Annotated in this window: 27 protein-coding genes and 2 rRNA genes (1 of these 29 only partly in view); 11 read left to right on the forward strand and 18 right to left on the reverse strand. The window is 65.0% G+C overall.

Annotated features, from left to right (window positions below; genetic code table 11):
• Nucleotides 1-219: 219 nt before the first annotated feature.
• The 8 genes from soxX to ffh form a co-directional block, all read right to left on the reverse strand.
• Nucleotides 220-912, reverse strand: a complete 693-nt coding sequence (gene soxX / locus G335_RS0102725) for a sulfur oxidation c-type cytochrome SoxX (RefSeq protein ID WP_018145321.1) — start codon at nt 910-912, stop codon at nt 220-222.
• Nucleotides 913-940: 28 nt separating this feature from the next.
• Nucleotides 941-1,750: a sulfur oxidation c-type cytochrome SoxA gene (soxA, locus tag G335_RS0102730; RefSeq protein ID WP_026304754.1), complete on the reverse strand. Its 810-nt coding sequence runs from the start codon at nt 1,748-1,750 to the stop codon at nt 941-943.
• Nucleotides 1,751-2,193: 443 nt separating this feature from the next.
• On the reverse strand, nt 2,194-2,760 hold the full coding sequence (locus G335_RS0102735; RefSeq protein ID WP_018169172.1) for a methylated-DNA--[protein]-cysteine S-methyltransferase: 567 nt from the start codon (nt 2,758-2,760) through the stop codon (nt 2,194-2,196).
• Between the two features lie 23 nt (nt 2,761-2,783).
• Entirely contained in the window at nt 2,784-3,140 is a 357-nt protein-coding gene (gene rplS / locus G335_RS0102740) for a 50S ribosomal protein L19 (protein WP_018145318.1), read from the reverse strand.
• 9 nt (nt 3,141-3,149) lie between these two features.
• Complete coding sequence (gene trmD / locus G335_RS0102745) at nt 3,150-3,917, reverse strand: tRNA (guanosine(37)-N1)-methyltransferase TrmD (protein WP_018169173.1); 768 nt, start codon at nt 3,915-3,917, stop codon at nt 3,150-3,152.
• A gap of 10 nt (nt 3,918-3,927) precedes the next feature.
• Nucleotides 3,928-4,437, reverse strand: coding sequence for a ribosome maturation factor RimM (gene rimM, locus G335_RS0102750; protein ID WP_018169174.1), 510 nt, complete (start codon nt 4,435-4,437; stop codon nt 3,928-3,930).
• A 37-nt stretch (nt 4,438-4,474) separates the two neighbouring features.
• Nucleotides 4,475-4,738, reverse strand: a complete 264-nt coding sequence (gene rpsP / locus G335_RS0102755; RefSeq protein ID WP_018145315.1) for a 30S ribosomal protein S16 — start codon at nt 4,736-4,738, stop codon at nt 4,475-4,477.
• A gap of 135 nt (nt 4,739-4,873) precedes the next feature.
• A complete protein-coding gene (gene ffh / locus G335_RS0102760) occupies nt 4,874-6,262 on the reverse strand; it encodes a signal recognition particle protein (protein ID WP_018175870.1) in 1,389 nt (462 codons plus the stop codon).
• 199 nt (nt 6,263-6,461) lie between these two features.
• On the opposite strand from ffh, the gene G335_RS0102765 reads away from it, so the two are divergent.
• The 4 genes from G335_RS0102765 (at nt 6,462) to G335_RS14315 (ending at nt 10,613) form a co-directional block, all read left to right on the forward strand.
• Nucleotides 6,462-7,262 (forward strand): inner membrane protein YpjD, encoded by an 801-nt coding sequence (locus G335_RS0102765; RefSeq protein WP_018169176.1) that lies wholly within the window; start codon nt 6,462-6,464, stop codon nt 7,260-7,262.
• Between the two features lie 100 nt (nt 7,263-7,362).
• Complete coding sequence (locus G335_RS0102770; RefSeq protein ID WP_018169177.1) at nt 7,363-8,649, forward strand: HlyC/CorC family transporter; 1,287 nt, start codon at nt 7,363-7,365, stop codon at nt 8,647-8,649.
• Nucleotides 8,649-9,995, forward strand: coding sequence for a DNA repair protein RadA (gene radA / locus G335_RS0102775; protein ID WP_018169178.1), 1,347 nt, complete (start codon nt 8,649-8,651; stop codon nt 9,993-9,995). The genes G335_RS0102770 and radA overlap by 1 nt, the downstream gene beginning before the upstream one ends.
• A gap of 411 nt (nt 9,996-10,406) precedes the next feature.
• Nucleotides 10,407-10,613 (forward strand): hypothetical protein, encoded by a 207-nt coding sequence (locus G335_RS14315; protein ID WP_026304755.1) that lies wholly within the window; start codon nt 10,407-10,409, stop codon nt 10,611-10,613.
• Between the two features lie 333 nt (nt 10,614-10,946).
• Here G335_RS14315 and G335_RS0102785 read toward each other — a convergent pair whose 3' ends face one another.
• The 4 genes from G335_RS0102785 to G335_RS0102800 all read right to left on the reverse strand — a co-directional run bounded on the left by G335_RS0102785 (nt 10,947) and on the right by G335_RS0102800 (nt 13,902).
• Nucleotides 10,947-11,558 (reverse strand): DUF3501 family protein, encoded by a 612-nt coding sequence (locus G335_RS0102785; RefSeq protein WP_018169074.1) that lies wholly within the window; start codon nt 11,556-11,558, stop codon nt 10,947-10,949.
• Between the two features lie 47 nt (nt 11,559-11,605).
• The gene (locus tag G335_RS0102790) at nt 11,606-11,908 is read right to left on the reverse strand and encodes an encapsulin-associated ferritin-like protein (protein ID WP_017940767.1); all 303 of its coding nucleotides are present in this window, start codon (nt 11,906-11,908) and stop codon (nt 11,606-11,608) included.
• Nucleotides 11,909-11,973: 65 nt separating this feature from the next.
• Complete coding sequence (locus tag G335_RS0102795; RefSeq protein ID WP_018145309.1) at nt 11,974-13,326, reverse strand: heterodisulfide reductase-related iron-sulfur binding cluster; 1,353 nt, start codon at nt 13,324-13,326, stop codon at nt 11,974-11,976.
• A 156-nt stretch (nt 13,327-13,482) separates the two neighbouring features.
• The gene (locus G335_RS0102800) at nt 13,483-13,902 is read right to left on the reverse strand and encodes a rubrerythrin family protein (RefSeq protein WP_018145308.1); all 420 of its coding nucleotides are present in this window, start codon (nt 13,900-13,902) and stop codon (nt 13,483-13,485) included.
• Between the two features lie 237 nt (nt 13,903-14,139).
• Between G335_RS0102800 and G335_RS0102805 the strand changes: the two genes are divergently transcribed.
• From G335_RS0102805 to queD, 4 genes are read left to right on the forward strand one after another with little or no spacing between them, the layout of a single operon-like run.
• Nucleotides 14,140-14,445: an exodeoxyribonuclease VII small subunit gene (locus G335_RS0102805; protein ID WP_018169073.1), complete on the forward strand. Its 306-nt coding sequence runs from the start codon at nt 14,140-14,142 to the stop codon at nt 14,443-14,445.
• Nucleotides 14,446-14,455: 10 nt separating this feature from the next.
• Nucleotides 14,456-15,349, forward strand: a complete 894-nt coding sequence (ispA, locus tag G335_RS0102810) for a (2E,6E)-farnesyl diphosphate synthase (protein WP_018175871.1) — start codon at nt 14,456-14,458, stop codon at nt 15,347-15,349.
• A gap of 14 nt (nt 15,350-15,363) precedes the next feature.
• Nucleotides 15,364-17,265, forward strand: a complete 1,902-nt coding sequence (gene dxs, locus G335_RS0102815) for a 1-deoxy-D-xylulose-5-phosphate synthase (RefSeq protein WP_018169071.1) — start codon at nt 15,364-15,366, stop codon at nt 17,263-17,265.
• A gap of 41 nt (nt 17,266-17,306) precedes the next feature.
• Complete coding sequence (gene queD, locus G335_RS0102820; RefSeq protein ID WP_018145304.1) at nt 17,307-17,690, forward strand: 6-carboxytetrahydropterin synthase QueD; 384 nt, start codon at nt 17,307-17,309, stop codon at nt 17,688-17,690.
• A 189-nt stretch (nt 17,691-17,879) separates the two neighbouring features.
• Here queD and G335_RS0102825 read toward each other — a convergent pair whose 3' ends face one another.
• The 3 genes from G335_RS0102825 to G335_RS0102835 form a co-directional block, all read right to left on the reverse strand.
• A complete protein-coding gene (locus G335_RS0102825) occupies nt 17,880-19,298 on the reverse strand; it encodes a PhoH family protein (RefSeq protein WP_018169070.1) in 1,419 nt (472 codons plus the stop codon).
• 33 nt (nt 19,299-19,331) lie between these two features.
• A complete protein-coding gene (locus tag G335_RS0102830; protein ID WP_018169069.1) occupies nt 19,332-19,808 on the reverse strand; it encodes a peroxiredoxin in 477 nt (158 codons plus the stop codon).
• 68 nt (nt 19,809-19,876) lie between these two features.
• Nucleotides 19,877-20,431: a glycine cleavage system protein R gene (locus tag G335_RS0102835; protein ID WP_018145301.1), complete on the reverse strand. Its 555-nt coding sequence runs from the start codon at nt 20,429-20,431 to the stop codon at nt 19,877-19,879.
• Nucleotides 20,432-20,701: 270 nt separating this feature from the next.
• Here G335_RS0102835 and dapA point away from each other — a divergent pair, with 270 nt between their 5' ends.
• From dapA to G335_RS0102850, 3 genes are read left to right on the forward strand one after another with little or no spacing between them, the layout of a single operon-like run.
• Complete coding sequence (gene dapA / locus G335_RS0102840; protein WP_018145300.1) at nt 20,702-21,580, forward strand: 4-hydroxy-tetrahydrodipicolinate synthase; 879 nt, start codon at nt 20,702-20,704, stop codon at nt 21,578-21,580.
• Nucleotides 21,581-21,588: 8 nt separating this feature from the next.
• Nucleotides 21,589-22,755, forward strand: coding sequence for an outer membrane protein assembly factor BamC (gene bamC / locus G335_RS0102845; RefSeq protein ID WP_018169068.1), 1,167 nt, complete (start codon nt 21,589-21,591; stop codon nt 22,753-22,755).
• Nucleotides 22,756-22,776: 21 nt separating this feature from the next.
• Complete coding sequence (locus G335_RS0102850; protein WP_018175873.1) at nt 22,777-23,547, forward strand: MBL fold metallo-hydrolase; 771 nt, start codon at nt 22,777-22,779, stop codon at nt 23,545-23,547.
• Nucleotides 23,548-23,714: 167 nt separating this feature from the next.
• Here the strand turns inward: G335_RS0102850 and G335_RS0102855 are convergent, their stop codons facing one another.
• The 3 genes from G335_RS0102855 to G335_RS0102865 all read right to left on the reverse strand — a co-directional run.
• Entirely contained in the window at nt 23,715-23,921 is a 207-nt protein-coding gene (locus G335_RS0102855) for a hypothetical protein (protein WP_018145297.1), read from the reverse strand.
• A gap of 142 nt (nt 23,922-24,063) precedes the next feature.
• Nucleotides 24,064-24,179, reverse strand: a 5S ribosomal RNA gene (rrf, locus tag G335_RS0102860).
• Nucleotides 24,180-24,290: 111 nt separating this feature from the next.
• Nucleotides 24,291-26,033, reverse strand: a 23S ribosomal RNA gene (locus G335_RS0102865) (it continues 1,136 nt past the right edge of the window).

Raw genomic sequence — 26,033 nt, forward strand, 5'->3', positions numbered from 1 at the left:
CGGCTATTGCCGCTTCTGGCCGATCATCGTGCCGGCGTCTTCCAGGCGTAGGCCCGGTTGCCTCCAGGCCCGATGGAGAACAGGTCCCGGATCAACGGCCCATGGCCGCAAAATAAATAGACCCATGCTCGAGTCCGTCAGGAAAAACCACCGCGGGCCATCCCACGGTGGTTCAAAAAAGGGCAGCCCCGGGAGGCCGCCCTCGAACCAGCGTGTGGCTTACTGGTTGTTGACCGGCGACTCCGGATCCAGCAGGTAAGCCATGAGATGGCTGATCTGCTCGTCGCTCAGGAGCTGGTGACGGTCGGAGTTGAACCGCGGCATCTGGGTGCACGGGAAGTACTGGTGAGGATTGGAAATCACCTCGTGCACGTAGTTCAGCACCGCTTCGCTGGTACCACGGTTGGCACCGTAGTTCTGTAGGCTCGGGCCGATGGTCCCCTGGTCGGAAACCCGCGGGTCGAACACGTGGCAGTTGTAGCAGTTGCCACCCGCCTCGCGCTGATCGTGGTTGTCGGTGCGATGACCCTGGCGGTAGCCATAACCGGAATTCGCCAGTTCGGCACCCTTGCGCCAGTCACCCAGCTCCACGCCGCCTTCCGGACGCTCGTAGCCGGCACGCGCCATGGCCACGACACGGCCGGCGGTTTCGCCATCCGGATCGCCTTCCATGGAGCAGGCCTTCTGCAGCTCGTCCTGGGTCATGCGATCACGCCAGGACCCGCCTTCCTGCATCTCCTGGTCACGGAAGCTGTCCGTTTCGAAGATGAGATGCTCGGCCAGCTCGTCCGCGCTCATCGCGGTGATGTCGACATCCGAACCCTTGCTTCCATCGGCAACGGCGCAACCAGCGGCGAGGGCGACGGATGCGAACGCGGCCATGCCGGCCGCAACAGCATTCTTTTTAAACATACTTGGTGTCTCCTATTGCGTCCGTAGATTACCGCTTCAGGTCAGGCAGGATGGCCGGTTCGCCACGCGCCGCGTCGTTCCAGAACGAGATCAGGGCGGTGTTGACCGGGGTATCGTGCTTGATACCTGCGTGACGCATCTGCCACACGCAACCACGGATACGGTGGTTCTGGCTACGCACGTTGTCGTGGCCGGCGCGGTGAGCGGGCCAGGACACAGCCTTGGACCATTCCGGACCGGTACCTACATGCGGAAGCACGGAAGCACGGATCTGCTTGCCCACTTCGCCATGGCAGCTGGCGCAGTTGAAGTCCATCGCGCCGCCGCGGCGGTAGAACAGTTTCTCGCCCGCATCACGCATGGCCTGCTCTTCCGGGTGCTCCAGCGACGGGTTCCACGCCATGCCGGAGGACTGGTGGGCGATGAAGGTGGTCAGCTTCATGATGTCGGAGCCGTTGCCGTGGCGCTGGCCAACGGCGGCGTCATCACTGGTGAAGCCCTGCAGTTCCTTCATGCAGTGCACCAGGCGCATTTCGAAGTCCATCACCTTGCCGGTATCTTCGAAGTAGCGCGGCAGTTCGACATAGGCGCCGTCCAGCTCGCCCGGGCCCTTGCCGAAGTCGCAGCCTTCCAGGGATACGTTGTTCGGGCCACGCTGGGCGTAGAACAGATCCTCGCCTTCCTCGACCAGCCACAGGGCCGGGTTGTCCGGCATCATCATGATGTTCATTTCACTCTGATGCAGGTAGGCGGAGTCTGGATTTTCCTGCAGGAAGTTCTGCAGGACATCGTTGGGGTCTTGCCATTCGCCGGCCTGAGCCGCAGCCCCAACAGCCATTGCTACGGGCAACGCAAGCAATGCTTTCTTGAACATGGAAACCTCCATCACACGGGTTTTTTTTCGATTGAGCCCGGGACTGATCTGGCCCGGACCTGTGTAGCAGAGTGCTGAACCCGAGTCCGTGCTGTCAACACAAAAGACTATATTAGCGTTTGCTAAAAGGCTGTTTTGCAACGATTCTTGGGGATCAACACCAAGGGGCAGACGATGATTACCCCTTTATTATTCCCGCCTTTCCAGAGTTTTTTTCAGGCGCCGTTCAGGCGCGCCCCGAGCGACAAACACCTGATGCCGCGGGCGAATACCCGGGGGCCATCACCAGCCCGAGAACGGCGGGCTAACGCGGCCTCCACGGAATAGCGGGCCAGAATGAGAAAAGCACCCGACGCAGGTACGAGTATGGGGAGGGATCGGCGAGCTGCGAACTAGCGGCCGCGGGGTCAATCGCGACCCAGAACACCCTCATGGACCAGCAGCAGGCGTTTCACCTGGGCCAGCTCGCCAACCTGATCGCCGGCGTAACCGCCGACATCGCTGGAGGTACGAAAACGCGAGGACACCACGCGGTGGCAGGGGATGAACAAGGGCCAGGGGTTGGCACGACAGGCCTGCCCCACCGCACGGGGCGCAGAACCCACGCGGGTCGCGATCTCGGAGTAAGTGCGCACCTCGCCCACCGGGATCTCCGACAAGGCGGCCCACACCCGGCGCGCATGGGCGCTGCCGGGGGGTACAGCCGACGTCGGGCGCCAGGCCGTGGCGTCACGACCGTAGCGTTCCGGGTCAAAGCGCGGCGCCTGGAGATCCGCGCTCGGGATATCCACCAACGGCACCAGGTCCTCGGGATCGCCCGGATCCTGCCAGTCGCAGGCCAGGACTTCGCCATCGGCGGATTCCAGCCACACAAAAGCCAGCGCGACTCCGGGGAGGAGGCAGCGCTGGCTGCGGGTCATCGGACCTGCCGACATCGAATGGTTAAACGCCAGGGGTGGCAGGGATTCGGCCATACGCCGAACCCCGTCCGGTCGCGTTACTTCGCGGCCTTGACGTCTTCCTTGATGCGGGCGGCCTTGCCGGTCCGGTCGCGCAGGTAGTACAGCTTGGAACGACGCACCTTGCCGCGGCGCTTCACCTTGATCTCGGCGATCTGCGGGCTGTGGGTCTGGAAGGTACGCTCCACGCCGTTGCCGTAGGAGACCTTGCGCAGGGTGAAGGCGGAGTTGAGGCCGCGGTTGCGCACGGCGATCACCGCGCCCTCGAAGGCCTGCAGACGCTCGCGGTCGCCTTCGCGAACCTTGACCTGCACCACCAAGGTATCGCCGGGCCCGAAGGCGGGCACATCCGACTTCATCTGCTCGGCTTCCAGTTCCTGAATGACGTTATTCATTGCTCGACCTCAATCATCGCTTTCGGTGCGCGAGCCGCCGGTATGGCCACTCGCACGGTATTCGTCCAACAGGGCCGCATCTTCGGCCCCGAGTTCCAGCCGGGCCAGCAGGTCCGGCCGCCGGGTCCAGGTCCTGCCCAGTGCCTCGCGGCGGCGCCAGCGCCGGATCGCGCCATGATCGCCCCCCTTCAGGACCGGCGGCACGGTACGCCCGGCGACCGTCTCCGGGCGCGTGTAGTGCGGGCAATCCAGAAGCCCCGCACTGAACGAGTCCTGCTCGGCCGAGTCCGCATGCCCCAGAACCCCCGGTAGCAGGCGGGCACAGCCATCGATCACCGCCATCGCCGCAAGTTCGCCGCCCGAGAGCACGAAGTCGCCCAGCGACCACTCCGCGTCGACCTGCGCCTCGATAAAGCGCTCGTCGATACCCTCGTAGCGCCCGCAGACCAGGGCGACCCGCGGCCGCCCGGCCAGTTCACGCAGCATCGCCTGCCGGATCGGTTGCCCCTGCGGGGTCAGTGCGATCACGTGCGGCGTGGCTTCGGCATCCGCCCGCGCCGCATTCAGCGCGGACGCCAGCGGCGCGTACTGCATCACCATGCCCGGACCCCCGCCATATGGCCGGTCGTCCACTGCCTGGTGAACACCGGCGCCCCAGGCACGCGGATTCCAGTATCTCAGTTCCAGCTGACCGCGCTCCACGGCCCGCCCGGTCACTCCGGATTCGCCAACCGCTGCGACCAGCTCCGGAAACAGCGAGATGACGTCGAAACGCATCCGCGCCGCTTCAGAATTCCGGGTCCCAGTCGACCCGCACGCGGCGGGCCTCCAGATCCACGTCCAGCACGTACTGGTCGCGAACCCAGGGGATCAGGCGTTCCCGATCCCCCTGGACTACCAGCACGTCGTTGGCACCGGTCTCGATAAAACCCGAGATGGTTCCCAACACCGCGCCGTCGTTGTTCTCGACCGCCATGCCCAGAAGATCGGCCCAGTAGTAGGCGCCATCCTCGGCCGGTGGCAACCAGGCCCGCTCGATCGCGAGTTCGGCACCAATCAACCGGTGCGCCCCATCGCGATCCGCGGCTTCGCGAAACTTCATCACGACGCCCTGGCCATGGCCGCGGCCGCCCTCGACGTCAACCAGGCGCCAATCACTCCCGTGCTGCATCCACAGCTGCGGGAATTCGGTGATCGCGGCGCGCGGCGCGGTCTCGGAAAAGACCCGCACCCAACCCTTGACGCCATAGACCCCGGACACACGCCCGACGCGGATACGCTCATCCGCCTCATTCATGACCGCAGCCAAGCGTCAGTACAACGGCCGGGCGCCCTCAGGCCGCCGCGGACTGCTGCTGCTTGCGGTAACCCTTGACCAGGTGATTCACACGCTCGGACATGCCGGCGCCGTGACCCAGCCAGTGGTCCACGCGCTCCAGATCGATGCGCAGCGGTTCTTCCTGACCGCGGGCCACCGGGTTGAAGAAACCGATCTGCTCCTTGTAGCCGCTATCGCGACGAGCGCGGGAATCGGTAACCACGATCGAATAAAACGGGCGCTTCTTGGCGCCGCGGCGTAGCAGGCGAATCGTAACCATGTAGTGTTGAACCCCGTGAGTCCGTTTTCTCGAGAAAACGCGCGATTATAACGAATTCGACCGACAACACAAGGGAGAGCTCAGGTCTCCCTTGTGCGCCAGGCCGCCGCTCGCGCGTGCTTTAGGTAGTTTCTGCTAGCGAAACGGCATCCCGCCGCCGGGGCCACCCATACCCCCCATGCCGCCCATTTTGCTCCCCAGGGCCCGCATCATCTTCGATGCGCCGCCCTTGGAGAATTTCTTCATCGCCTTGCTCATTTGGGTGTGTTGCTTGAGCAGACGATTCACATCCTGAATCTGGGTGCCGGAACCGGCGGCAATACGGCGCTTGCGCGAGCCCTTGATCACCTCCGGGTGACGGCGCTCGCGCTCGGTCATCGACGAGATCACCGCCATCATGCGACCGATCTCCTTGTCGTTGGCCTGATTCTTCACCGCATCCGGCAGCTTGCCGCCGCCGGGGAGCTTCTCGAGCATGGAACTCATGCCGCCCATCTTCTGCATCTGGCCCAGCTGGTCGCGCAGGTCGTTCAGGTCGAAGCCGCGCCCCTTCTTCAACTTGCGGGTCAGCTTCTCGGCCTGATCCTGGTCGACCTGGCGACTGGCCTCCTCGACCAGCGACAGCACGTCGCCCTTGCCGAGGATGCGCGAGGCGATGCGCTCGGGGTGGAACGGCTCCAGGGCATCCGGGCGCTCGCCCATGCCAATAAACTTGATCGGCACGCCGGTGATCTGGCGCACCGAGAGGGCCGCACCCCCACGGGCATCGCCGTCCGCCTTGGTCAGCACCACGCCGGTCAGCGGCAGCGCCTCGCCGAAGGCGCGTGCGGTGTTCGCCGCATCCTGCCCGGTCATGGAATCGACCACGAACAGGGTCTCGATCGGGTCGATCGCCTGATGCAGGGCCTGGACCTCGGCCATCATGTCCTCGTCGACATGCAGGCGGCCCGCGGTATCCACCAGCAGGACCTCGATGCCCTCGCGGCGGGCGCGGGCGACCGCATCCCTGGCGATCGCCTCGGGCTTCTGGCTGGTGTCACTGGGATAGAACGTGACTTCGACCTGGCCGGCCAGGGTCTCCAACTGCTGGATTGCCGCCGGGCGATAGACGTCACAGCTGACCACTGCGACCTTTTTCTTCTCGCGCTCGCGCAACAGGCGCGCGAGCTTGCCGATACTGGTGGTCTTGCCGGCACCCTGGAGGCCGGCCACCAACACTACGGCGGGCGGCTGCTGCGCCAGGTTCAGCGTGGCATTCTCGCCACCCATGGTCGCGATCAGTTCGTCATGGACGACCTTGATCAGGGCCTGGCCGGGGGTCAGGCTGCCGATGACCTCCTTGCCCAGCGCCTTTTCCTTGACGTCCTTGATGAACTCGCGCACCACCGGCAGGGCCACGTCGGCCTCCAGCAGCGCCATGCGCACCTCGCGCAGGGCGTCCTGGACATTGTCCTCCGTGAGCCGCGCCTGACCCTTCAGGCGCTTCATGGTCTCCTGCAGGCGGCTGGAAAGGCCGTCGAACATCACGCGTCCTCGTCTAAATCAGCGGTGGTCGGCGCACATCCACCGACCACGGGACCGCACAGTATACCGCTCTCGCGCTCCGGGATGCAGGCCCACCGCCGGGCAACCGGTCGAGAGATCACAGCGGGGCACCCGAACTGGCGCCGGAACGGCCGCCACCATGTGCAATCCGCCCGCGGAGCGGCGATAATCCGGCGTCATGATCATTGCCATCGGACTCCTCGCCGTCGCGCTGTATCTCGTCACCGCGGGCTACCTGGTTGTCACCGCCCGCCGGCAGCCGCTGACACAGGGCCAGCCGCGGGGGCCCCTGGCCCTGTGGGGGCTCGCGCTGCTCGCCCACCTGGGCGCTCTGCTGCCGATGGTGCTGACCGATACGGGACTCAACCTGTGCCTGGGCAATGCGCTGTCGGCCTCGCTGTGGCTGGTGGCCGCACTGCTGTGGCTGACGAGCTGGCGCCATCCCCTGGCCATCCTCGGGGTCGTGATCCTGCCGCTGACCGCGCTGGCCGCCCTCACCGCTCTCCTGTGTGACGGCGATACGCGCTATACCACCTCGGCCGGGATCGACCTGCACATCCTGTTCTCGGCACTGGGCTGGGCGTTCCTCGCGCTGTCCACCGCACAGGCGGCGGTGATGGCCGCCCAGCACCGGGCCCTGCACAACCATCACGCCTCGGGCTTCGTGCGTGCCCTGCCGCCGTTGTTCTCGATGGAGGTGTGGCTGTTCCGGATGATCTTCATCGGCTGGCTGTTCCTCGGGCTCAGCCTGCTGTCCGGGTTGCTGTTCGTGGACAACCTGTTTGCCCAGCACCTGGTCCACAAGACCACACTGTCGATCCTGGCCTGGCTGATCTTCTCCACCCTGCTGATTGGCCGCTGGCGTCTCGGCTGGCGCGGCACCCGCGCGCTGGCCTGGACCACCGGCGGCTTTGTCGTGCTGGTGCTGGCCTATTTCGGCTCCAAGCTGGTGCTGGAAGTCATCCTCGGACGCATCTGAACGCGGTAACCACGGCTTGACACCCCCGCGGGCCTTGCCTGAAATGATCCCGAGCATGCAGCCCCGCCCGTCCGCCCACCCCTGACCGCAGGCCGCACCCTTGCAAGAGATCCCGCTGTACGTCCTGTTCGGCGCCCTGGTGGTGCTGTTCCTGCTGTCGGCGTTCTTCTCCGGCTCGGAGACGGCGTTGATGGCGTTGAACCGCTATCGCATGCGCCACCGCGCGCAGACCGGCCATCGCGGCGCCCAGCGCGCCGCGCGGCTGCTGGAGAAACCGGATCGACTGATCGGACTGATCCTGCTGGGCAATAATTTCGTCAACATCATGATCGCGCAGATCGCCACCTTCATCGGGTGGCGCCTGTTCGGCGATACCGGCGTGGCCATCGCCACCGGCGTGCTGACCCTGACCCTGCTGATCTTCGCCGAGACCGCACCGAAGACCCTCGCCGCGCTGCACAGCGAACGCGTGGCCTACCCCGCCGCCTGGGTCTACTCTGGACTGATCAGGGTGATGTGGCCGGTGGTCTGGATGATCAACCTGATGGCGAACGGCGTGCTGCGCCTATTTGGCGTCCATATGAATGCCGACCAGCGCGCCGCACTGAACACCGATGAACTCCGCAGCGTGGTCTCCGAGGCCGGCGCGCTGATCCCGGCCAACCACCAGCGCATGCTGCTGAACCTGCTGGATCTGGAGCGCACCACGGTCGAGGACATCATGATCCCGCGCAACGAGATTGTGGTGATCGACCTGAACGAACCCTGGAACGAGGTCGAGGACCAACTGATCCACGGCAGCTTCACCCGCCTGCCGGTGGTGGAGGGCGAGCTGGACCACATCGTCGGCTTCGTCCATCGCCGCGACGTCCTGCCACTGGTCGAACGTGACGCGTTCGGCCCCGACGACCTGCGTCAGGTCCTGACCCCGCCCTACTTCATTCCCGAAGGTACGGCGCTCAACCGCCAGCTGATCAACTTCCAGCAACAGAAGAAGCGGATCGGCCTGGTGGTGGACGAGTACGGTGATATCGAGGGGCTGATCACGCTGGAGGACCTGCTGGAGGAGATCGTCGGCGAGTTCACCACCGACTCCCCGGCGATGAGCGACGACCTCCTGCGTCAGGACGACGGCTCGGTCATGGTCGACGGCGGCATTCATCTGCGTGAACTGAACCGGGCCCTGGGCCTGGACCTGCCACAGGACGGCCCGAAGACCCTCAGCGGCCTGATCGTCGAACACCTGGAGAGCATCCCCGAAGCGCCCGTGAGCGTGAAAATCAACGGCGTGGTGATGGACATCGCCCAGATCAAGAACAACACCATCCGCACCGTGCGCGTGGTCGCGCCCGACCTGCCGGAAGCCCCACCGCAGAAGGCCCCCTGATGGCAAAGAGCAAGACCCAGTACGTATGCCAGTCCTGCGGCGCGATCAGCCCCAAGTGGGCCGGCCAGTGCGGCGACTGCGGCGCCTGGAACACCCTGGAGGAGGCCGCTCCGGCGGCCAGCGCCGGCCCGCGCGGCGGGTACGCCGGCGCGGTCGCCGGCATTACCCGCCTGGGCGAGGTCGAGCTGGCCGAGGTACCGCGCACCAGCACCGGGTTGTCGGAGCTGGATCGCGCCCTGGGGGGCGGCCTGGTCCACGGGTCGGTGGTGCTGCTGGGCGGCGACCCGGGCATCGGCAAGTCCACCCTGCTGCTGCAGACCCTGGCCATGCTGCCCATCGGCGACACGCTCTACGTGACCGGCGAGGAATCGGCCCAGCAGATCGGCATGCGCGCCCGGCGCCTGGGCCTGGAGGTCGACGGGCTGCGCCTGCTGACCGAGACCCAGGTCGAGAACGTGATCGCCACCTGCGAACGCGAGCGCCCGCGCGTACTGGTAATCGACTCCATCCAGACGCTCTACACCGCTGCGCTGCAGTCCGCCCCCGGCTCGGTCGGCCAGGTGCGCGAAAGCGCCGCGGCCCTGGTGCGCATGGCCAAGCAGCGCGGCATCACCGTGATCCTGGTCGGGCACGTGACCAAGGACGGCCAGCTCGCCGGGCCACGCGTGCTGGAACACATGGTCGATACGGTGCTCTATTTCGAGGGCGACCCGGACGGGCGCTATCGCATGCTGCGCGCGGTGAAGAACCGCTTCGGCGCGGTGAATGAGCTGGGCGTGTTCGCCATGCTGGAGAACGGCTTGAAGGCCGTCTCCAACCCGTCCGCGATCTTCCTGTCACGTCACCAGGGGCCGGTGCCCGGCAGCGTCGTCATGGTTACCCGCGAGGGCACGCGCCCGTTGCTGGTCGAGGTGCAGGCGCTGGTCGCCGAGAGCCATGCCTCGCAGCCGCGGCGGATCACCGTCGGGCTGGAGCAGAACCGCCTGACCATGCTCCTGGCCGTACTGCATCGCCACGGCGGCGTGGCCCTGTTCGACCAGGACGTCTTCATCAACGTGGTAGGCGGCGTGCGCGTAACCGAGACTGCCGCCGACCTGCCGATGCTGGCGGCCGCGCTCTCCAGCTTCCGTGATCGCGCCCTGCCGCAGGAGCTGCTGGCGTTCGGCGAGGTCGGCCTGGCCGGCGAGATCCGCCCGGTCCCGAACGGCGAGGAACGCCTGCGCGAAGCGGCCAAGCATGGCTACACCCGCGCCATCGCGCCGGCCGCCAACGCCCCGCGCAAGCCGATCAAGGGAATGGAGGTCATCCCCGTATCGCGCCTCTCGGAGGTCCTCGACGCCCTGTAGCGTCGTCTCCTGCCGCGCGCCCAGGTCGGGCCAGGTTCATCGCTCGGTGTTTACGTACTTTCGACCGGCCGCCTGCCTTGTTGTGGCTGGCCATGGTTCATCGTCCGGTGTTTACGGTGGCTCCGGTCCACCGCCTGCCAGGCGCTCTCTCGCGAGCGCACCGCGAGGTACTTCTTTGCTCGTGCAAAGAAGTACCCAAGAAACACGCCCGACTGCCGCGACCCCAGCCCGCTGCGCGGGCCGGGGTTTCCCTCGCTCCGAGGCTTTTCGCGGGCGGCGCTGAACTCGCTACGCCTTCGGCTCCGCTCAGACATCCAGCGCCTTTTCTCCCGCGAAAAGCCTCTCCACTCGGCGCGACGACAACGGGGAGGTAGGTCAAAACAACAGCTTTCCCGACGTTGTTGCCAGTGGATGATGGCTAGGTCTTCGGACATCTTCGGCACGCTCGGCCTTTGGCCGTTGCGTGCCGCGCCCGCGCGGCGGGCGCCGGGGGGCTGCGAGCGGCGATGCCTATGGTTAGGCGGAAGCGTCGGGATGCGGTCGGTTTTGACCTTCGCCTCCCGTACGGAGCCCCTTGCGGAAGGGTTCTCGGGCCGGGAGAAGGCGCTGGATGTCTGAGCGGAGCCGCAGGCGCAGCGAGTTCAGCGCCGCCGGCCCGAGGGCCCTGGAGCAAGGTTCCCGGGCGGAATCCGGGTGTCCTTCTTTGGGTCCTTTCTTGGACAAGCAAGAAAGGACCTCGCGGTGCGCTCGCGAGAGAGCGCGTGGCAGGCGGCCAGACGAACGCACCGTAAACACCAGATGACGAACCCGGCCTAGCCACAACAGGGCAGGCGGCTGGGCGAAGGCATGTAAACACCGGATTTCGGGCCACGGTCAGCCTGTTCGCCGGCAACACGGAGGCACAAAAAAGGCGCCCGGAGGCGCCTTTGCGATGCGCGGGAGCGCGCGGCGTTAGTTGATGGCGTCGAGATCGGCGGCCAGCGACTCGCGGGTGCCTTCGGCGACCGCGTCCAGCCGGTGGTTGTAGTTCTCGTGCTCCACACCCATGGCAATGGCCGCACCCGACTTCGCCGCCGCGACCATCTCCGGCGTCAACTCGAAGCGCAGGAAGTGCACCGACGAGGTCTTGTCGTCCGTCTCGCGCTCGAGGTCCTCGTTCGCGATCGGGTAGACCTTGTCATGCCCTTCGACCTGCACATAAGTCTTGCGCTCGATCCCGATCAGTTTGGACAGCTGCACCTTGCGCTCGTCCACGTCCGGATACTCGACCATCATGGTCGCCTTCCAGTTGGAGCCGTCCGGGATCAAGGGGTTGTAGGAATCCAGCTCTTCCTGGATGCCCTCGGCGTCGAAGATCTTCTCGACCCGCAGCATCTCCTGGATCTGGTACTGCATCGTCTTGCGATCCTCGAAGTGCAGGCTCACGGCCGGGCCCACCTGCACGACGCGATTGCGTTTGTGCTGCATCACCTCGGCGCGGAACTGGGGCCGCATCTCGTGGTACTTCTCCAGCGAATACAGGTCTTCACGACTCAGCTTGTCCACACTTGCCTCCATCTTCATCTCGATACCTCCTTCGCGCCGGACGGGTCCGTCAGGATCAGCACATCTCAGTGATCGTGATGCCCCGTCTTCGTGTAGTCCTTGTCGGACCAGAGGTTGTCTTTCAGTTCGTGATCGAACACCGGGTTATGCCGACGGATCCACTCCAGCACCATCGCGGCGTGCTCGATCTCCTCGTCGCGGTTGTGCGCGAGGATCGCCTTGAGCTCTTCGTCCTTGCAGCCGTCGATGCGCTGCTGGTACCAGTCCACCGCCTCGAGTTCTTCCATCAACGAGACGATCGCGCGATGCATCTCGCGCGACTCGTCGCTCAGTTCCTCCACCGGTTCGTGGTAGCTGTCACTCGCCATGGGTTCTCTCCGTTCGCGGGCGTTCGTTCACGCCCTTGCTGATCCTGATATACCGCCCGGCAGCCTTACAGGCCATACGCCTGGCGCAGAAGGGTTAGCGGATGCTCGGGCGCCTTGTCCTCGCCCTTGCCCTGCAGCCCGTTCTCGATCATGTGGCCGGCCATCGGGCAATCGCTCGAGTAGTGGTCGGACTCGGCCTTCTGCACGCGGCTGACTACCGGACGGCAGATCTTGGATGCCGTCTCGTAGAATTCGCTTTTCACCCCGTAGGTGCCGTCGTGTCCGGAGCAGCGCTCGATCACGTCGATCTCGGTCTCCGGCACCAGTTTGAGCAGATCACGGGTCTTCAGACCCATGTTCTGCACCCGCAGGTGGCAGGCGGCGTGGTAAGCGATCTTGCCGAGCTTCTCGGGGAAATCGGTATTCAGCTTGCCGTCCTTGTGCCGCTCCATCAGGTACTCGAACGGGTCGAAGATGCGGTCGCGCACTGCGATCACGTCGGCGTCGTCCGGGAACATCAGCGGAAGTTCCTGCTTGAACATCAGCACGCAGGACGGCACCGGGGCCACGATGTCATAGCCCTGGTCGATCATGCGCTTCATTGCCGGGATGTTGGCGTCCTTGGAGGCCTCTACCGACTTCAGGTCGCCCAGCTCCAGCTTGGGCATGCCGCAGCACTGTTCCTTCTCGACCAGGGTGACCTCGATACCGTTGTGCTCGAAGACCTTGACCAGGTCCTCGACCAGATGCGGCTCGTTGTAGTTGCCGTAGCAGGTCGCGTAGAGGGCGACCTTGCCCTGGGTGGCACCGGCCGGCTCGGGGTTGCTGACACCCTTCGCGGTCTTGGCAACGCGCGAGCGGCCCTTGCTGGAGTGGTACTCGGGGACCGGGGCGTCCGGGTGCACGCCCATGGTCTTGTCCAGCATCTTGCGCACCGCGCCGTTCTTGTTCGCGGCATTGACCGCGCCGGCGACCACCGGGATGCCCGCCAGCTTGCCGACCATGTCCGTGCTGGACATCAGCTTGTGCGAGGTCTTGGCGCCCTCGTTCTGGAAACGGAAGGCCTTGGCCCGCAACATCAGGTGCGGGAAGTCCACGTTCCACTCGTGCGGCGGCACATAGGGACACTTGGTCAGGTAGCACAGATCACACAGGTAGCAGTGATCGACGACCTGCCAGTAATCCTTCTTGTCGACCCCGTCGACTTCCAGGGTCTCGGATTCGTCGACCAAGTCGAACAGGGTGGGGAAGGAGTTGCACAGGCTTACGCAACGACGGCAGCCGTGGCAGATATCAAAGACCCGTTCCAGTTCGCTGAACAGCGATTCCTCGTTGTAGAACTCCGGGTTCTTCCAGTCCAGCGGATGACGGGTCGGGGCTTCGAGACTTCCTTCACGTTGGTGCGTCGGCGCAGACATGCATCCCTCCGGTGTCCGTATCAGTACGATGCTTCGAGGGAAACACGGAACAGCATGCGAGGTGAACTGCATTCAGCCACGCCACAGGCTGTTCCGTATCTCCCGGAAAACGGGGCCGGCGGACCGGCCCCGTGTACTTCCAGCACTGCGAGACGATCAGTCGTCCAGCTGGTCCAGCGCCTTCTGGAAGCGGTTGGCGTGGGAACGCTCCGCCTTGGCGAGGGTTTCGAACCAGTCGGCGACTTCGTCGAAGCCTTCGTCGCGGGCGGTCTTGGCCATGCCCGGGTACATGTCGGTGTACTCGTGGGTCTCGCCGGCGACGGCGGTCTTCAGGTTGGCGGAGGTGGGGCCGAACTCCAGGCCGGTGGCCGGATCGCCGCAGCTCTCGAGGTACTCGAGATGACCGTGGGCGTGGCCGGTTTCACCTTCCGCGGTGGAACGGAACACGGTGGCGACGTCGTTGTAGCCTTCCACGTCGGCCTTGGAAGCGAAGTACAGGTAACGGCGGTTGGCCATCGATTCGCCGGCAAAGGCCTCTTTCAGGGCTTCTTCGGTCTTGCTGCCTTTCAGGTCCATGGTGCTCTCCTTCTCTCTGGATAAGTTCTACACAACCACAGGAATGCCTGTGCAGACGGGCGTTTAGACTCGGTCTAAACCGTACGAAAACTCTAGTCGGCACCCGGTTCAGTGTCAACCGGAAGCCCTCCGGATTATGGGGGCGGTGGCGCCATAAACAAGGACTGCCGTGCGCCACGCCTTTCCTCGCCGCAGCGGATCGGATACTTTCTCACCTTTTCGACCCGGTAATCCATCATGACCGATTCGCCCAGCGCCGACAGCCCGGCGGAATTCGAAGCCAGCCTGGAGGCCCTGGAGGCCCTGGTCGCCCGGATGGAGTCCGGCGAGCTCGGCCTGGAGCAGTCGCTGGGCGAATTCCAGCGTGGCATGGAACTGGTCAACCGCTGCCAGCTGGCGCTCGACGATGCCCAGCGCCGGATCGAGGCACTGGCCCAGGAAGCACCTTCCGGCACCGCTGCCCAGAATGACCATCACGCAAGCACCCATGTTCCCCGGACACCGGAGCCGCACGATACGACGGACCCCGATGTCCCGTTCTAGCGAGCCGCCATTGACCGCCACCGCCCCCGAGCAGGCCCTGAACGAATACCAGCATCGCATCGAGGTCGTCCTCGACCGCCACCTGGGCACGGGCGGCGCCCCCGACGCCCGCCTGATCGAGGCGATGCGCTACGCCACGCTGTCCGGCGGCAAGCGCCTGCGCCCGGTCCTGGTCTACGCGGCCGGGCGCACGACCGGCGCCCCGGAACCGGCGCTGGATGCGATGGCCGCAGCGGTGGAGATGATCCACGTCTATTCCCTGATCCACGATGACCTTCCGGCGATGGACGATGACGACCTGCGTCGCGGCCGCCCGACCTGCCACAAGGCCTTCGACGAGGCGACCGCCATCCTCGCCGGGGATGCCTTGCAGGCCCTGGCCTTCGACATCCTGACCGATGGCGTCGCGGAACTGCCCGCGCCGACCGGGCTGAACGCGGTGCGCGAGCTCGCGCGCGCCGCCGGCCTGCACGGCATGGCGGGTGGCCAGGCGATCGACCTCGGGGCCTGCGGCCAGCCCATCGACCTGCCGGAACTGGAACGCATGCACCGGCTGAAGACCGGCGCCCTGATCCGCGCCTCGGTGCGGCTGGGGGCGCTGGCCGGCACGCCCGACCCCGACGCCCTGGAGCGCCTGACACGCTACGCCGAATGCATCGGCCTGGCCTTCCAGATCCGTGACGACGTCCTCGACGTGGAAGGCGACCCCGAGATCCTGGGCAAGGCCTGTGGCGCGGATGCCCGTCTGCACAAGCCCACCTTCCCCTCGCTGCAGGGCCTGGAGGCCTCGCGCGAGCGGGCGGTGGCCCTGGTCGACGAGGCACTGACCGAGCTGCAACCCTTCGGTCAGGAGGCGGACTTGCTTCGCTTCCTGGCGCGGTACATCGTCGATCGCATGAATTGAACCGGCCCGCCTAGATGACCCCCACACCCTTGCTGGATGCAATCGAATGGCCCGCCGACCTGCGGGAACGCCCGGCCTCGGACCTCACCGGGGTGGCCGACGAACTGCGTCAATTCCTGATCGAGAGCGTCTCGCGCACCGGCGGCCATCTCGCTGCCAACCTCGGCACGGTGGAACTCGCGATCGCGCTGCACTACGCGTTCAACACCCCCGACGACCGCATCGTCTGGGACGTCGGCCATCAGGCCTACGCCCACAAGATCCTGACCGGACGCCGGGCCGACATGGCCCGTCTGCGCCAGTACGGGGGCCTGGCCGGCTTCCCCAAACGCGCGGAGAGCGAATACGACGCCTTCGGGGCGGGGCACTCCAGCACCTCCATCAGCGCTGCCGCCGGCATGGCCCTGGCGGCGAAGCACGCCGGGCTGGACCGGCGCCACGTGGCCGTAATCGGCGACGGCGCGATGACCGCGGGCATGGCCTTCGAGGCGCTGAACCACATCGGCGATCTCGACTGCAACCTGCTGGTGATCCTGAACGACAACGATATGTCGATCTCGCCCAATGTCGGCGCGCTCAATCAGTACTTCACCCGACTGCTGTCCGGCCCCCTGTACAGCTCGATGCGCGAAGGCTCCAAGCGCATGCTGGAGTTCGTCCCGCCGATGAAGGCCTTTGCCCAGCGCGCCGAGGAACACATGAAGGGCATGTTCGTGCCCGGTACGCTGTTCGAGGAACTGGGCTTTCGCTACTTCGGCCCGGTGGACGGCCACGACGTGAACGGGCTGGTCTCGATCCTGAAGAACCTGCGCGGCACCCACGGGCCGCAACTGCTGCACGTGGTTACCCGCAAGGGCCAGGGCTATGCACCCGCGGAGGAAGACCCCTGCCGCTACCATGGCGTGTCCAAGTTCGAGCCGGAAAATGGCCTCGCCCCGTCCGCCCCGAAGCCCCCAACCTACACCGACATCTTCAGCCAGTGGCTGTGCGACCAGGCCACGGCCGACAATCGCCTGCTGGGTATCACCCCGGCCATGCGCGAGGGTTCCGGCCTGGTCGCGTTCTCCGAACAATTCCCACAGCGCTATTTCGACGTCGGGATCGCCGAGCAGCATGCCGTCACCCTGGCCGCGGGCATGGCCTGCGAGGGCCAGAAGCCCGTGGTGGCGATCTACTCGACCTTCCTGCAGCGCGCCATGGATCAGGTGATCCACGACGTCGCACTGCAGAATCTGCCGGTGCTGTTCGCCGTGGATCGTGCCGGGATCGTCGGCGCCGATGGCCCGACCCATGCCGGCACCTTCGACACGGCCCTGCTGCGCACGGTCCCCAACCTGCTGCTGATGGCACCCGCCAACGAGCGCGAGTGTCGCCAGATGCTGTCCACCGGCTTCGCCCACGACGGCCCGGCGGCGGTGCGCTATCCGCGCGGTGGCGGGCCCGGCGAACTGCCGGAGGGCGGCAGCGAGGATCTGGAAACATTGCCGGTCGGGCGCGCCGAGGTCGTGCGCGAGGGCCGGGGTCTGGCCATCCTCAGCTTCGGCGCTCTGCTGGAGACCGCCCTGGCGGCCGGCGAGGCGCTGGATGCCACCGTGGTCAACATGCGCTTCATCAAGCCCCTGGATACGGCGCTGCTGGCGCAACTGGCCGCCAGCCACCAGGGCTTCGTGACGCTCGAGGATCATGCGCGCGCCGGTGGTGCCGGCAGCGCAGTACTGGAGTGGCTCTCGGCCGAAGGGCTGACCCGGCCCTGCCAGGTACTGGGCATCCCGGATGCCTTCACCGAGCATGGCTCGCGCGAGCAGATCCTCGCCGATTGCGGCCTCGACACGGCCGGCGTACTGGCCGCGATTCGCCACGCCTTCGGGCTGGAGAATTGCGCGGACGACGGCAGCCGGATAGGCTTCGCGGGCTAATCAAAACCCGGCCGCCATGGCCGCTCGCCCGGAAAACGATCATGAGTGCCCGTTACACCCTTCGCGTCCTGACCGACTTTGCCTCCGCGCATACCCTGCGCGACTACCCGGGGCAGTGCGCGAACATGCACGGGCACAACTGGAAGGTGGAGGCCGAGGTCCAGGCCGAGACCCTGGACGATTCCGGCATGGCGGTGGACTTCAAGGTGGTCAAGACCGCCGCGCGCGAGATCGCCGGGCAGCTGGATCACCGCTACCTGAACGACGTCCCGCCGTTCGACACGGTCAACCCCACGGCCGAGAACATTGCCCAGTGGTTCTACCGGGAAATGGCCGGACGCCTGAACCGCCCGGGCCTGCGCATGCACGCGCTGACCCTGTGGGAGACCGACCGCGCCTGCGTGCGCTACAGCGAGGACGGCTGAGCCCATTCCTCGCAACTGGCACCGTCATTGCGAGGCCCCGCAGGGGCCGCGGCAACCGCCCGAAGCTGGCGCTGAGCTAGATGCGGAATCAGATGATCCCGGACGGAGGTCGCCACGTCGCTTCGCTCCTCGCAATGACGGTGCCCGTTTCCCGCTCCGTTGCCGCCCCCGCGTTTGTCTTCCCGACACCTACAAGTGATTCGAGGCGTAGTCCGCCAGCCGTGAGCGCTCCCCGCGTGTCAGCGTGATGTGGCCGCTGTGGGTCCAGTTGCGGAACCGGTCCACTACATAGGTCAGTCCGCTGGAAGTCTCGGTCAGGTACGGGGTGTCGATCTGCGCGATATTGCCCAGCGCGACCACCTTGGTCCCGGGCCCGGCCCGGGTGATCAGGGTCTTCATCTGCTTGGAGGTCAGGTTCTGCGCCTCGTCAAGGATGATGTAGCGGTTGAGGAAGGTACGCCCGCGCATGAAGTTCAGCGAGCGGATCTTGATGCGGCTGGTCAGGACGTCGTTGGTGGCCATGCGCCCCCAGTCCCCGGCGCCCTCGGACTTGGCCAGCACCTCGAGGTTGTCCATCAGCGCTCCCATCCACGGGGTCATCTTTTCCTCTTCGGTCCCGGGCAGGAAGCCGATATCCTCGCCCACCGGGACCGTGACCCGGGTCATGATGATCTCCTTGTAGGTGTTGTCCTCCAGTGTCTGCGCAAGCCCGGCGGCCAGGGTCAGCAGGGTCTTGCCGGTGCCGGCGGCCCCCAGCAGGGAGACGAAGTCCACCTCCGGGTCCATCAGCAGGTTCAGGGCGTAGTTCTGCTCGCGATTGCGGGCGTTGATGCCCCAGACGCTGTGGCGCGGGGTCATGTAGTCGTCGACCAGCTCGATTACCGCGGATTCGTTCGGCTGGTCGATCTCCAGCACGATCGCGGACAGCGGGTTCTCGCCCTCGCGGTAGACGAACTGGTTGGGCTGCCACTCGGCCACCAGCGGGCCGGTCACGCGATAGTAGGTGCGGCCGGACTCCTGCCAGGAGTCCATCTTGGCACCGTGGGTCTCCCAGAAGTCCGCTGGCAGTTCGGTCATGCCGGAGAACAGCAGGCTGACGTCGTCCAGCACCTGATCGTTGTAGTAGTCCTCCGCGTGCAGGCCGATCACCGTGGCCTTGATGCGCAGGTTGATGTCCTTGGATACCAGCGTCACCGGGGTGTCGGGATACTCGGTCTTCAGCGCCTGGGCCGTGGCGAGGATGTCATTGTCGGCCGAGGTGCCCGGCAGCGAGGCCGGCAGGCTGGAGGACAGGTTGCGGGTCTGAAAGAACAGGCGCCCGGTGGGCGCGAACGTCGACTCGCTGAGCGAATCCGCCTGCAGCGGCAACCCGGCGGCGATCTGCTCGTGCTGGGCGCCGGTGGTGAGCTCGTCAATGAAGCGCGAGACCTGGCGTACGTTGCGCGCGACTTCGGAAACCCCCTTCTTGCCACGGTCGAGCTCCTCGAGCACGACCATGGGCAGGAAGATGTCGTGTTCCTTGAAGCGGAACAGCGCCGTGGGGTCGTGCATCAGGACATTGGTGTCCAGGACGAGCAGGCGTTTCGGATCCTGGGCGATCGCGTTCATGACACCTCCGGGGCGCAGTGGGGGAAGAGGGGCTCAGCTCCCTGCGAGTTCGCGCACCGCGGCGAGAACCTCGTCCACATGGCCCGGCACCTTCACCTTGCGCCACTCCTTGCGCAACACGCCATCGGCATCGATCACGAACGTGGAGCGCTCGATACCACGCACCTGCTTGCCGTACATGTTCTTCATCTTGATGACATCGAAGGCGTCGCACAGGGTCTCGTCGCCATCGCTCAACAGATCGAAGGGCAACTCCTGCTTGGCGCGGAAGTTCTCGTGGCTCTTCACGCTGTCGCGCGAGACACCGAGGATCACTGCACCGGCGGCGTCAAAGGCGGCCTGGTTGGCAGCAAAGTCGCGGCTCTCGTTGGTGCAGCCGGGGGTACTGTCCTTGGGGTAAAAATACAGGACCACGATGCGGCCCTTGAAGTCGGCCGGTCCCAGCGTCTGGTCGCCGGTCGCCGGCACACGCAGGTCCTCGGGTACCCGCTGGTCGATTGCGATGCTCATCAGGCGTTGCTCCTTGAGTAGAGGGTCTCAAAGCAGAAGACTGCGGACGCCACGCGAGCCCGGCCGGTTCAGGCCTTGATCGGGTCCAGCACGCCGTCCACGTTCAGTTCGTCACAGAAATCCATGAACTCGCCACGCAGGGTGGCCAGGTGCTGCCCTGCGGGGATATCCACGACCATATTGGCCGCAAACATGCGCGCCCCAGTCTGCTGGGCAATGTACACCCGGGTCTGGACGTCGCGCAGGTTCACTCCACGGCTGGTAAAGAAATCGGCCAGGGCATTCAGCAGGCCCGGGGTGTCCAGGGCTACTGCGTCCACGGCATAGGGCATCGCCGCCTCGGGGCGCTCCTCCAGCGGGCCGCGACGGGCCACCACGACCAGCCCCATCTCCGCCTCCAGGCGCTGCAGACGGGACTCCAGGGTACCCAGGGTCTTCCAGTTGCCACTGGCGCTAAGCGCCATGCAGCAGTAGCCACCCACGACCGTGATGCGACTGGATTCGAGATTGCAGCCGGTGTCGGCGATCACGCGGGTCACGCTGGACACCAGACCGGGCTGATCGGGCCCGATCAGGTTGAGGATCAAGTGGGTGTGGGTGCCCGCGCCAACCACCTCAGCCATGCGGCACCCGCCGGCTGCGCGCGAGGCAAGGGGCGGGCAAGCACCCGGGGGTTCTCTGCGTGAAAGCGGCGACAGGCATGATGGCTCGCAACATACCACCTTGCCCCGGCGGCGCCAACGCAGCCGGGCGACTTGATCCGCGTGTCTCCCCGCCAGGGGAGGCGACCGGGTGCACGAAAGACGAGGTGCGGCGAACACCCGGCCGAAGGAATCTTGAATGCCCTGTCACCCGCCCGTTAGACTGCACCATTACCGTTGTTGGAGGAGTCGATGTTTCAAGGCAGCATGGTCGCACTGGCGACCCCGATGCACGCGGACGGCAGCCTGGACTGGCCGGCCCTGGATCGGCTCCTGGAATTCCACATCGAGGCCGGCACCGATGCCATTGTTGCCGTCGGCACCACCGGTGAATCCGCGACCCTCGATTTCGACGAGCACTGCGAGGCCATCGCCCACACGGTGAAGACCGTCGCGGGGCGCCTGCCGGTGATCGCGGGTACCGGCGCGAACTCCACGCGCGAGGCCATCGCCCTGACCCGCTGCGCCAAGGAAGGCGGCGCGGATGCCTGCCTGCTGGTCTCCCCCTACTACAACAAGCCGACCCAGGAAGGCCTTTACCTGCACCACAAGGCCATTGCGGAAGCGGTGGACATCCCGCAGATCCTGTACAACGTGCCAGGCCGCACCGCAGTCGATCTGTTGCCGGAGACGGTGGAGCGTCTGGCCGACATCCCGAACATCATCGGGATCAAGGAAGCCTCGGCCAGTAACGAACGCACCGCCGAGCTGGTCGCCCGTGTCGGCAACCGCTTGGACCTCTACAGTGGGGATGACGGCAACGGGCTGGCCTTTCTGCTCGCGGGCGGCCACGGGGTTATCTCGGTCACCGCCAACGTCGCACCGCAACTGATGGCCGCCATGTGCCGCGCCGTGCGCGAAGGCCGCCCCGACGAGGCGCGCGAGATCAATCGCCAGTTGGACGGGCTGCATTCGGCCCTGTTCCTCGAGGCCAACCCGATTCCGGTCAAATGGGCGCTGCAACGCATGGGGCTCATGGAGGAAGGCATCCGCCTGCCTCTGACTCCGTTGTCCGAACCCTTCCATGCGCCGGTCCTGGACGCGATGCGCCAGGCCGGCATAGAGGTCTGATCCCCGACATGAAACAGTCTGCCAAGCTCCACCGTCACGCGACCCGCACCGCCCTGGCCCTGGCTACGGGCCTGGCCATCGCCGGGTGCTCGACCTCCGGCGACCGCCAGTCCGGCCCCGAGTACGAAATGAGTCGGCAGATGGACAACCTCGAGGTCCCGCCGGACCTGATCGCGCCCGACAGCGAACGCGCCTACCGTATTCCGGACGCCCCGGGCGAACGGATCAGCGCCCGCGAGATGCAGCAAGACTCCGCGGCCCGCCAGCAGCAGCGCCAGCCCACCGGGGCAACCGCGCCGGTCCGCAGCGATGCCCGGGTGCTTCCGGAATCGACCGAGATCCAGCTGATGCGCGAAGGCAGCGTCCGCTGGCTGAGTGTCGAGGTGGCCCCGGAGGATCTCTGGGATCGCCTGACCGCATTCTGGGACAGTCAGAACCTGCGCCTGGAGCGCAACGAACCCCAGGTCGGCGTCATGGAGACCGAATGGGCCGAAGACCGCGCCGGGATTCCGCTGCGGGGCACACAGAACATCTTCGCCCGTGCGCTGGGTAACGTGTACGACGCCAACACGCGCGACCAATACCGCCTGCGCGTCGAACGCGACAATGGCCGCTCAGCCATCTACATCTCGCACCGAAGGGCCACCGAAGAACCCGAGGGCGAGACCTGGCGCTGGGCAATGCGCCCGTCCGATCCCGAACTCGAGGCCGAAATGCTTAATCGCCTGCGTGTCTACCTCGCCACGGGCGAGACCCCCGAGGGCGGCACCCGGGTAGCCGAGACCATTGGCGACCGTCCGACCGAGCTGCACCAGACGGAACACGAAGGCCACCCGGTACTGGTGACGGGCAGCGACTTCGACCGCATGTGGTCGCAGATGGGCACCTACCTGGACCGCGCCGGCCTCCTGGTGGACGAGCAAGACCGCAATACGGGGACCTTCGAGGTGACCTATCGCCCCGACATGGTCGGCGAGAGCGAACGCGGCGGCTTCTTCAGTCGGATCTTCGGGCGCGGCGGTGATCGTCGCGAGAACGAGCGTTATCAGATTCGCCTGACCGACATCGGCGACGGCGATCTGCGAATCGAGGCGCGCGACATCGATGGCGAGCCCCTTGGCCGCCGTGACGCCGAGTTCGTACTGGAGCAGATCGAGCAGCAGATCCTTCGCTAGAACGCGGCGAGCCCAGCCACCATGATCCGCTTCTGCTCCCTGGGCAGCGGGAGTTCCGGCAACGCCCTGGTGGTCGAGATCGGTGCCACTCGCCTGCTGGTGGATTGCGGATTCTCGATGCAGGAGCTGGAACGCCGCCTGTCCCGGGTCGACCTGACCCCACAGGACCTGACGGCCGTCCTGGTGACCCATGAGCACGCCGACCACATCGGCGCCACCGCGCCGCTATCCCGGCGTTACGGCCTCACCGTATTTACCAGCCCCGGCACCCGATTGGCCGCCCGCGACACCGGTTTTGCTCACATCCAGGAGATCCAGGCGGATGCACCGCTGGAGATCGACGACGCCTGGGTGCAACCGTACACGGTGCCGCACGACTCCCGCGAACCCATCCAATTCGCGTTTTCCGACGGCGATCACCGGCTGGTCCTGATGACGGATGCCGGCCACATCTCCCCGCACATGGTCGACGTGGCCAATGCAGCCGAAGCCCTGTTACTGGAGTGCAACCACGACCCTGCCATGCTCGCCGCCGGGCGGTACCCGGCATCGCTCAAGCGACGTATTGCGGGCGGTTACGGCCACCTACCGAATCACGCGGCCACCGACCTTCTCCATCGCATCGATCGATCCAGGCTACGCCACGTGATCGGTATGCACCTGTCGAGTGACAACAACCACGAGGGGCTTGCACGCCAGGCGCTCGCCGACGGCCTTGGCTCCTCCCCATCCGACCCCGAGATCGCAACCCAGGACTACGGCTTCACGTGGCGAACCACGGCTCAAGCCTGACTCCAACTACCCGTCCAACGCCGTGCCCCCGGTCACATCAGCCCGGCCGCGGCCGCATGTCGAAGGGCTGCGCCAATCAACCCACATGGCGCAGCCCCCTCCGGCCACCTGACGCTGGGGTCGGAAACCAAGGCCGGCTCTTCAACGTGGTCCCAAGCCCAGTGTGATCAGCGGCGCGACTCCCGAAGGAAATACAGGCCCCCGATCACGAAGGCCACGCCAATGACTGTTGCCACCGGCCCGCCAAACCCGGAACCCTCCCGCGGCGCAATGGGCGTGAAAGCCAACTGTCCGCCGAAAATCGCATAGAGTCCAATTCCGAGCAGCACCAGCCCTACCAGGACCAACCCTCCGTCCGTCCGCTTCTGTCTCATCCCAGCCTCCGTCTCGGCACCTGCGTCCCTTGCAAACCGGCCAAGGGCCGCAGCAGCAGCCTTCACCGTCCGCACACGGTGCCTGACTAACACGCATAAAAAAAGCCCGGCCCCCAAAAAGGGGACCGGGCTTCGGATTAATGCCTGGCGGTGACCTACTCTCACATGGGGAGACCCCACACTACCATCGGCGCAGAGCAGTTTCACTTCCGAGTTCGGGATGGGATCGGGTGGTTCCTACTCGCTATTGCCGCCAGACAAACTGGCTAGACCACGCGGACTGTTCCACGTCATCTAAATTCGGAATGCTTTCTAGGCTTGTGTACGTAGCGATGTGTCAAACGAGACCACCAACACTTTGGGTGTTATATGGTCAAGCCTCACGGGCAATTAGTACTGGTTAGCTACACGCGTTACCGCGCTTCAACACCCAGCCTATCAACGTTGTAGTCTTCAACGGCCCTACAGGGACCTCGAGGGTCCAGGGAGATATCATCTTCAGGTGGGTTTCCCGCTTAGATGCTTTCAGCGGTTATCCCTTCCGCACTTAGCTACCCGGCAATGCCACTGGCGTGACAACCGGAACACCAGAGGTGCGTCCATCCCGGTCCTCTCGTACTAAGGACAGATCCTGTCAAATCTCCGACGCCCACGGCAGATAGGGACCGAACTGTCTCACGACGTTCTAAACCCAGCTCGCGTACCACTTTAAATGGCGAACAGCCATACCCTTGGGACCTGCTTCAGCCCCAGGATGTGATGAGCCGACATCGAGGTGCCAAACACTGCCGTCGATATGGACTCTTGGGCAGTATCAGCCTGTTATCCCCGGAGTACCTTTTATCCGTTGAGCGATGGCCCTTCCATACAGAACCACCGGATCACTAAGACCTGCTTTCGCACCTGCTCGACGTGTCTGTCTCGCAGTTAAGCACCCTTATGCCTTTGCACTCGTCGCGCGATTTCCGACCGCGCTGAGGGTACCTTCGCACTCCTCCGTTACTCTTTGGGAGGAGACCGCCCCAGTCAAACTACCCACCACACACGGTCCCCGACCTGGATAACAGGCCTGGGTTAGAACTCCAAAATTGCCAGGGTGGTATTTCAAGGTTGGCTCCGCCGAGACTGGCGTCCCGGTTTCAAAGCCTCCCACCTATCCTACACAAACAAGTTCAAAGTTCAGTGTGAAGCTGTAGTAAAGGTTCACGGGGTCTTTCCGTCTAGCCGCGGGTACACAGCATCTTCACTGCGATTTCAATTTCACTGAGTCTCGGGTGGAGACAGCGCCGCCATCGTTACGCCATTCGTGCAGGTCGGAACTTACCCGACAAGGAATTTCGCTACCTTAGGACCGTTATAGTTACGGCCGCCGTTTACCGGGGCTTCGATCAAGAGCTTCTCCGAAGATAACCCCATCAATTAACCTTCCGGCACCGGGCAGGCGTCACACCCTATACGTCCTCTTTCGAGTTTGCAGAGTGCTGTGTTTTTAATAAACAGTCGCAGCGGCCTGGTCTCTGCGACCTCGGCCAGCTCAGGGAGCAAGTCCCATCACCAGCCGAGGCGTACCTTCTCCCGAAGTTACGGTACCATTTTGCCTAGTTCCTTCACCCGAGTTCTCTCAAGCGCCTTGGGATTCTCACCCTGCCCACCTGTGTCGGTTTGGGGTACGGTCAACTGTTAACTGAAGCTTAGAGGCTTTTCCTGGAAGCATGGCATCAGTGACTTCGCCTCCGTGGAGGCTCGTCATCGTATCTCAGGATTGTGTCCCCGGATTTGCCTAAGGACACTCCCTACATACTTGAACCGGGCACCAACTGCCGGATCACTTAGCCTTCTCCGTCCCCCCATCGCATTAACAGTCGGTACAGGAATATTAACCTGTTTCCCATCGACTACGCATTTCTGCCTCGCCTTAGGGGCCGACTAACCCTGCGCCGATTAGCGTTGCGCAGGAAACCTTGGGCTTTCGGCGGATGGGTTTTTCACCCATCTTATCGTTACTCATGTCAGCATTCGCACTTCTGATACCTCCAGCATGCCTCTCGGCACACCTTCACAGGCTTACAGAACGCTCCTCTACCACTTGCAAAGCAAGTCCGCAGCTTCGGT

Source organism: Thioalkalivibrio sp. AKL8, assembly GCF_000380525.1.
Lineage (GTDB): Bacteria > Pseudomonadota > Gammaproteobacteria > Ectothiorhodospirales > Ectothiorhodospiraceae > Thioalkalivibrio > Thioalkalivibrio versutus.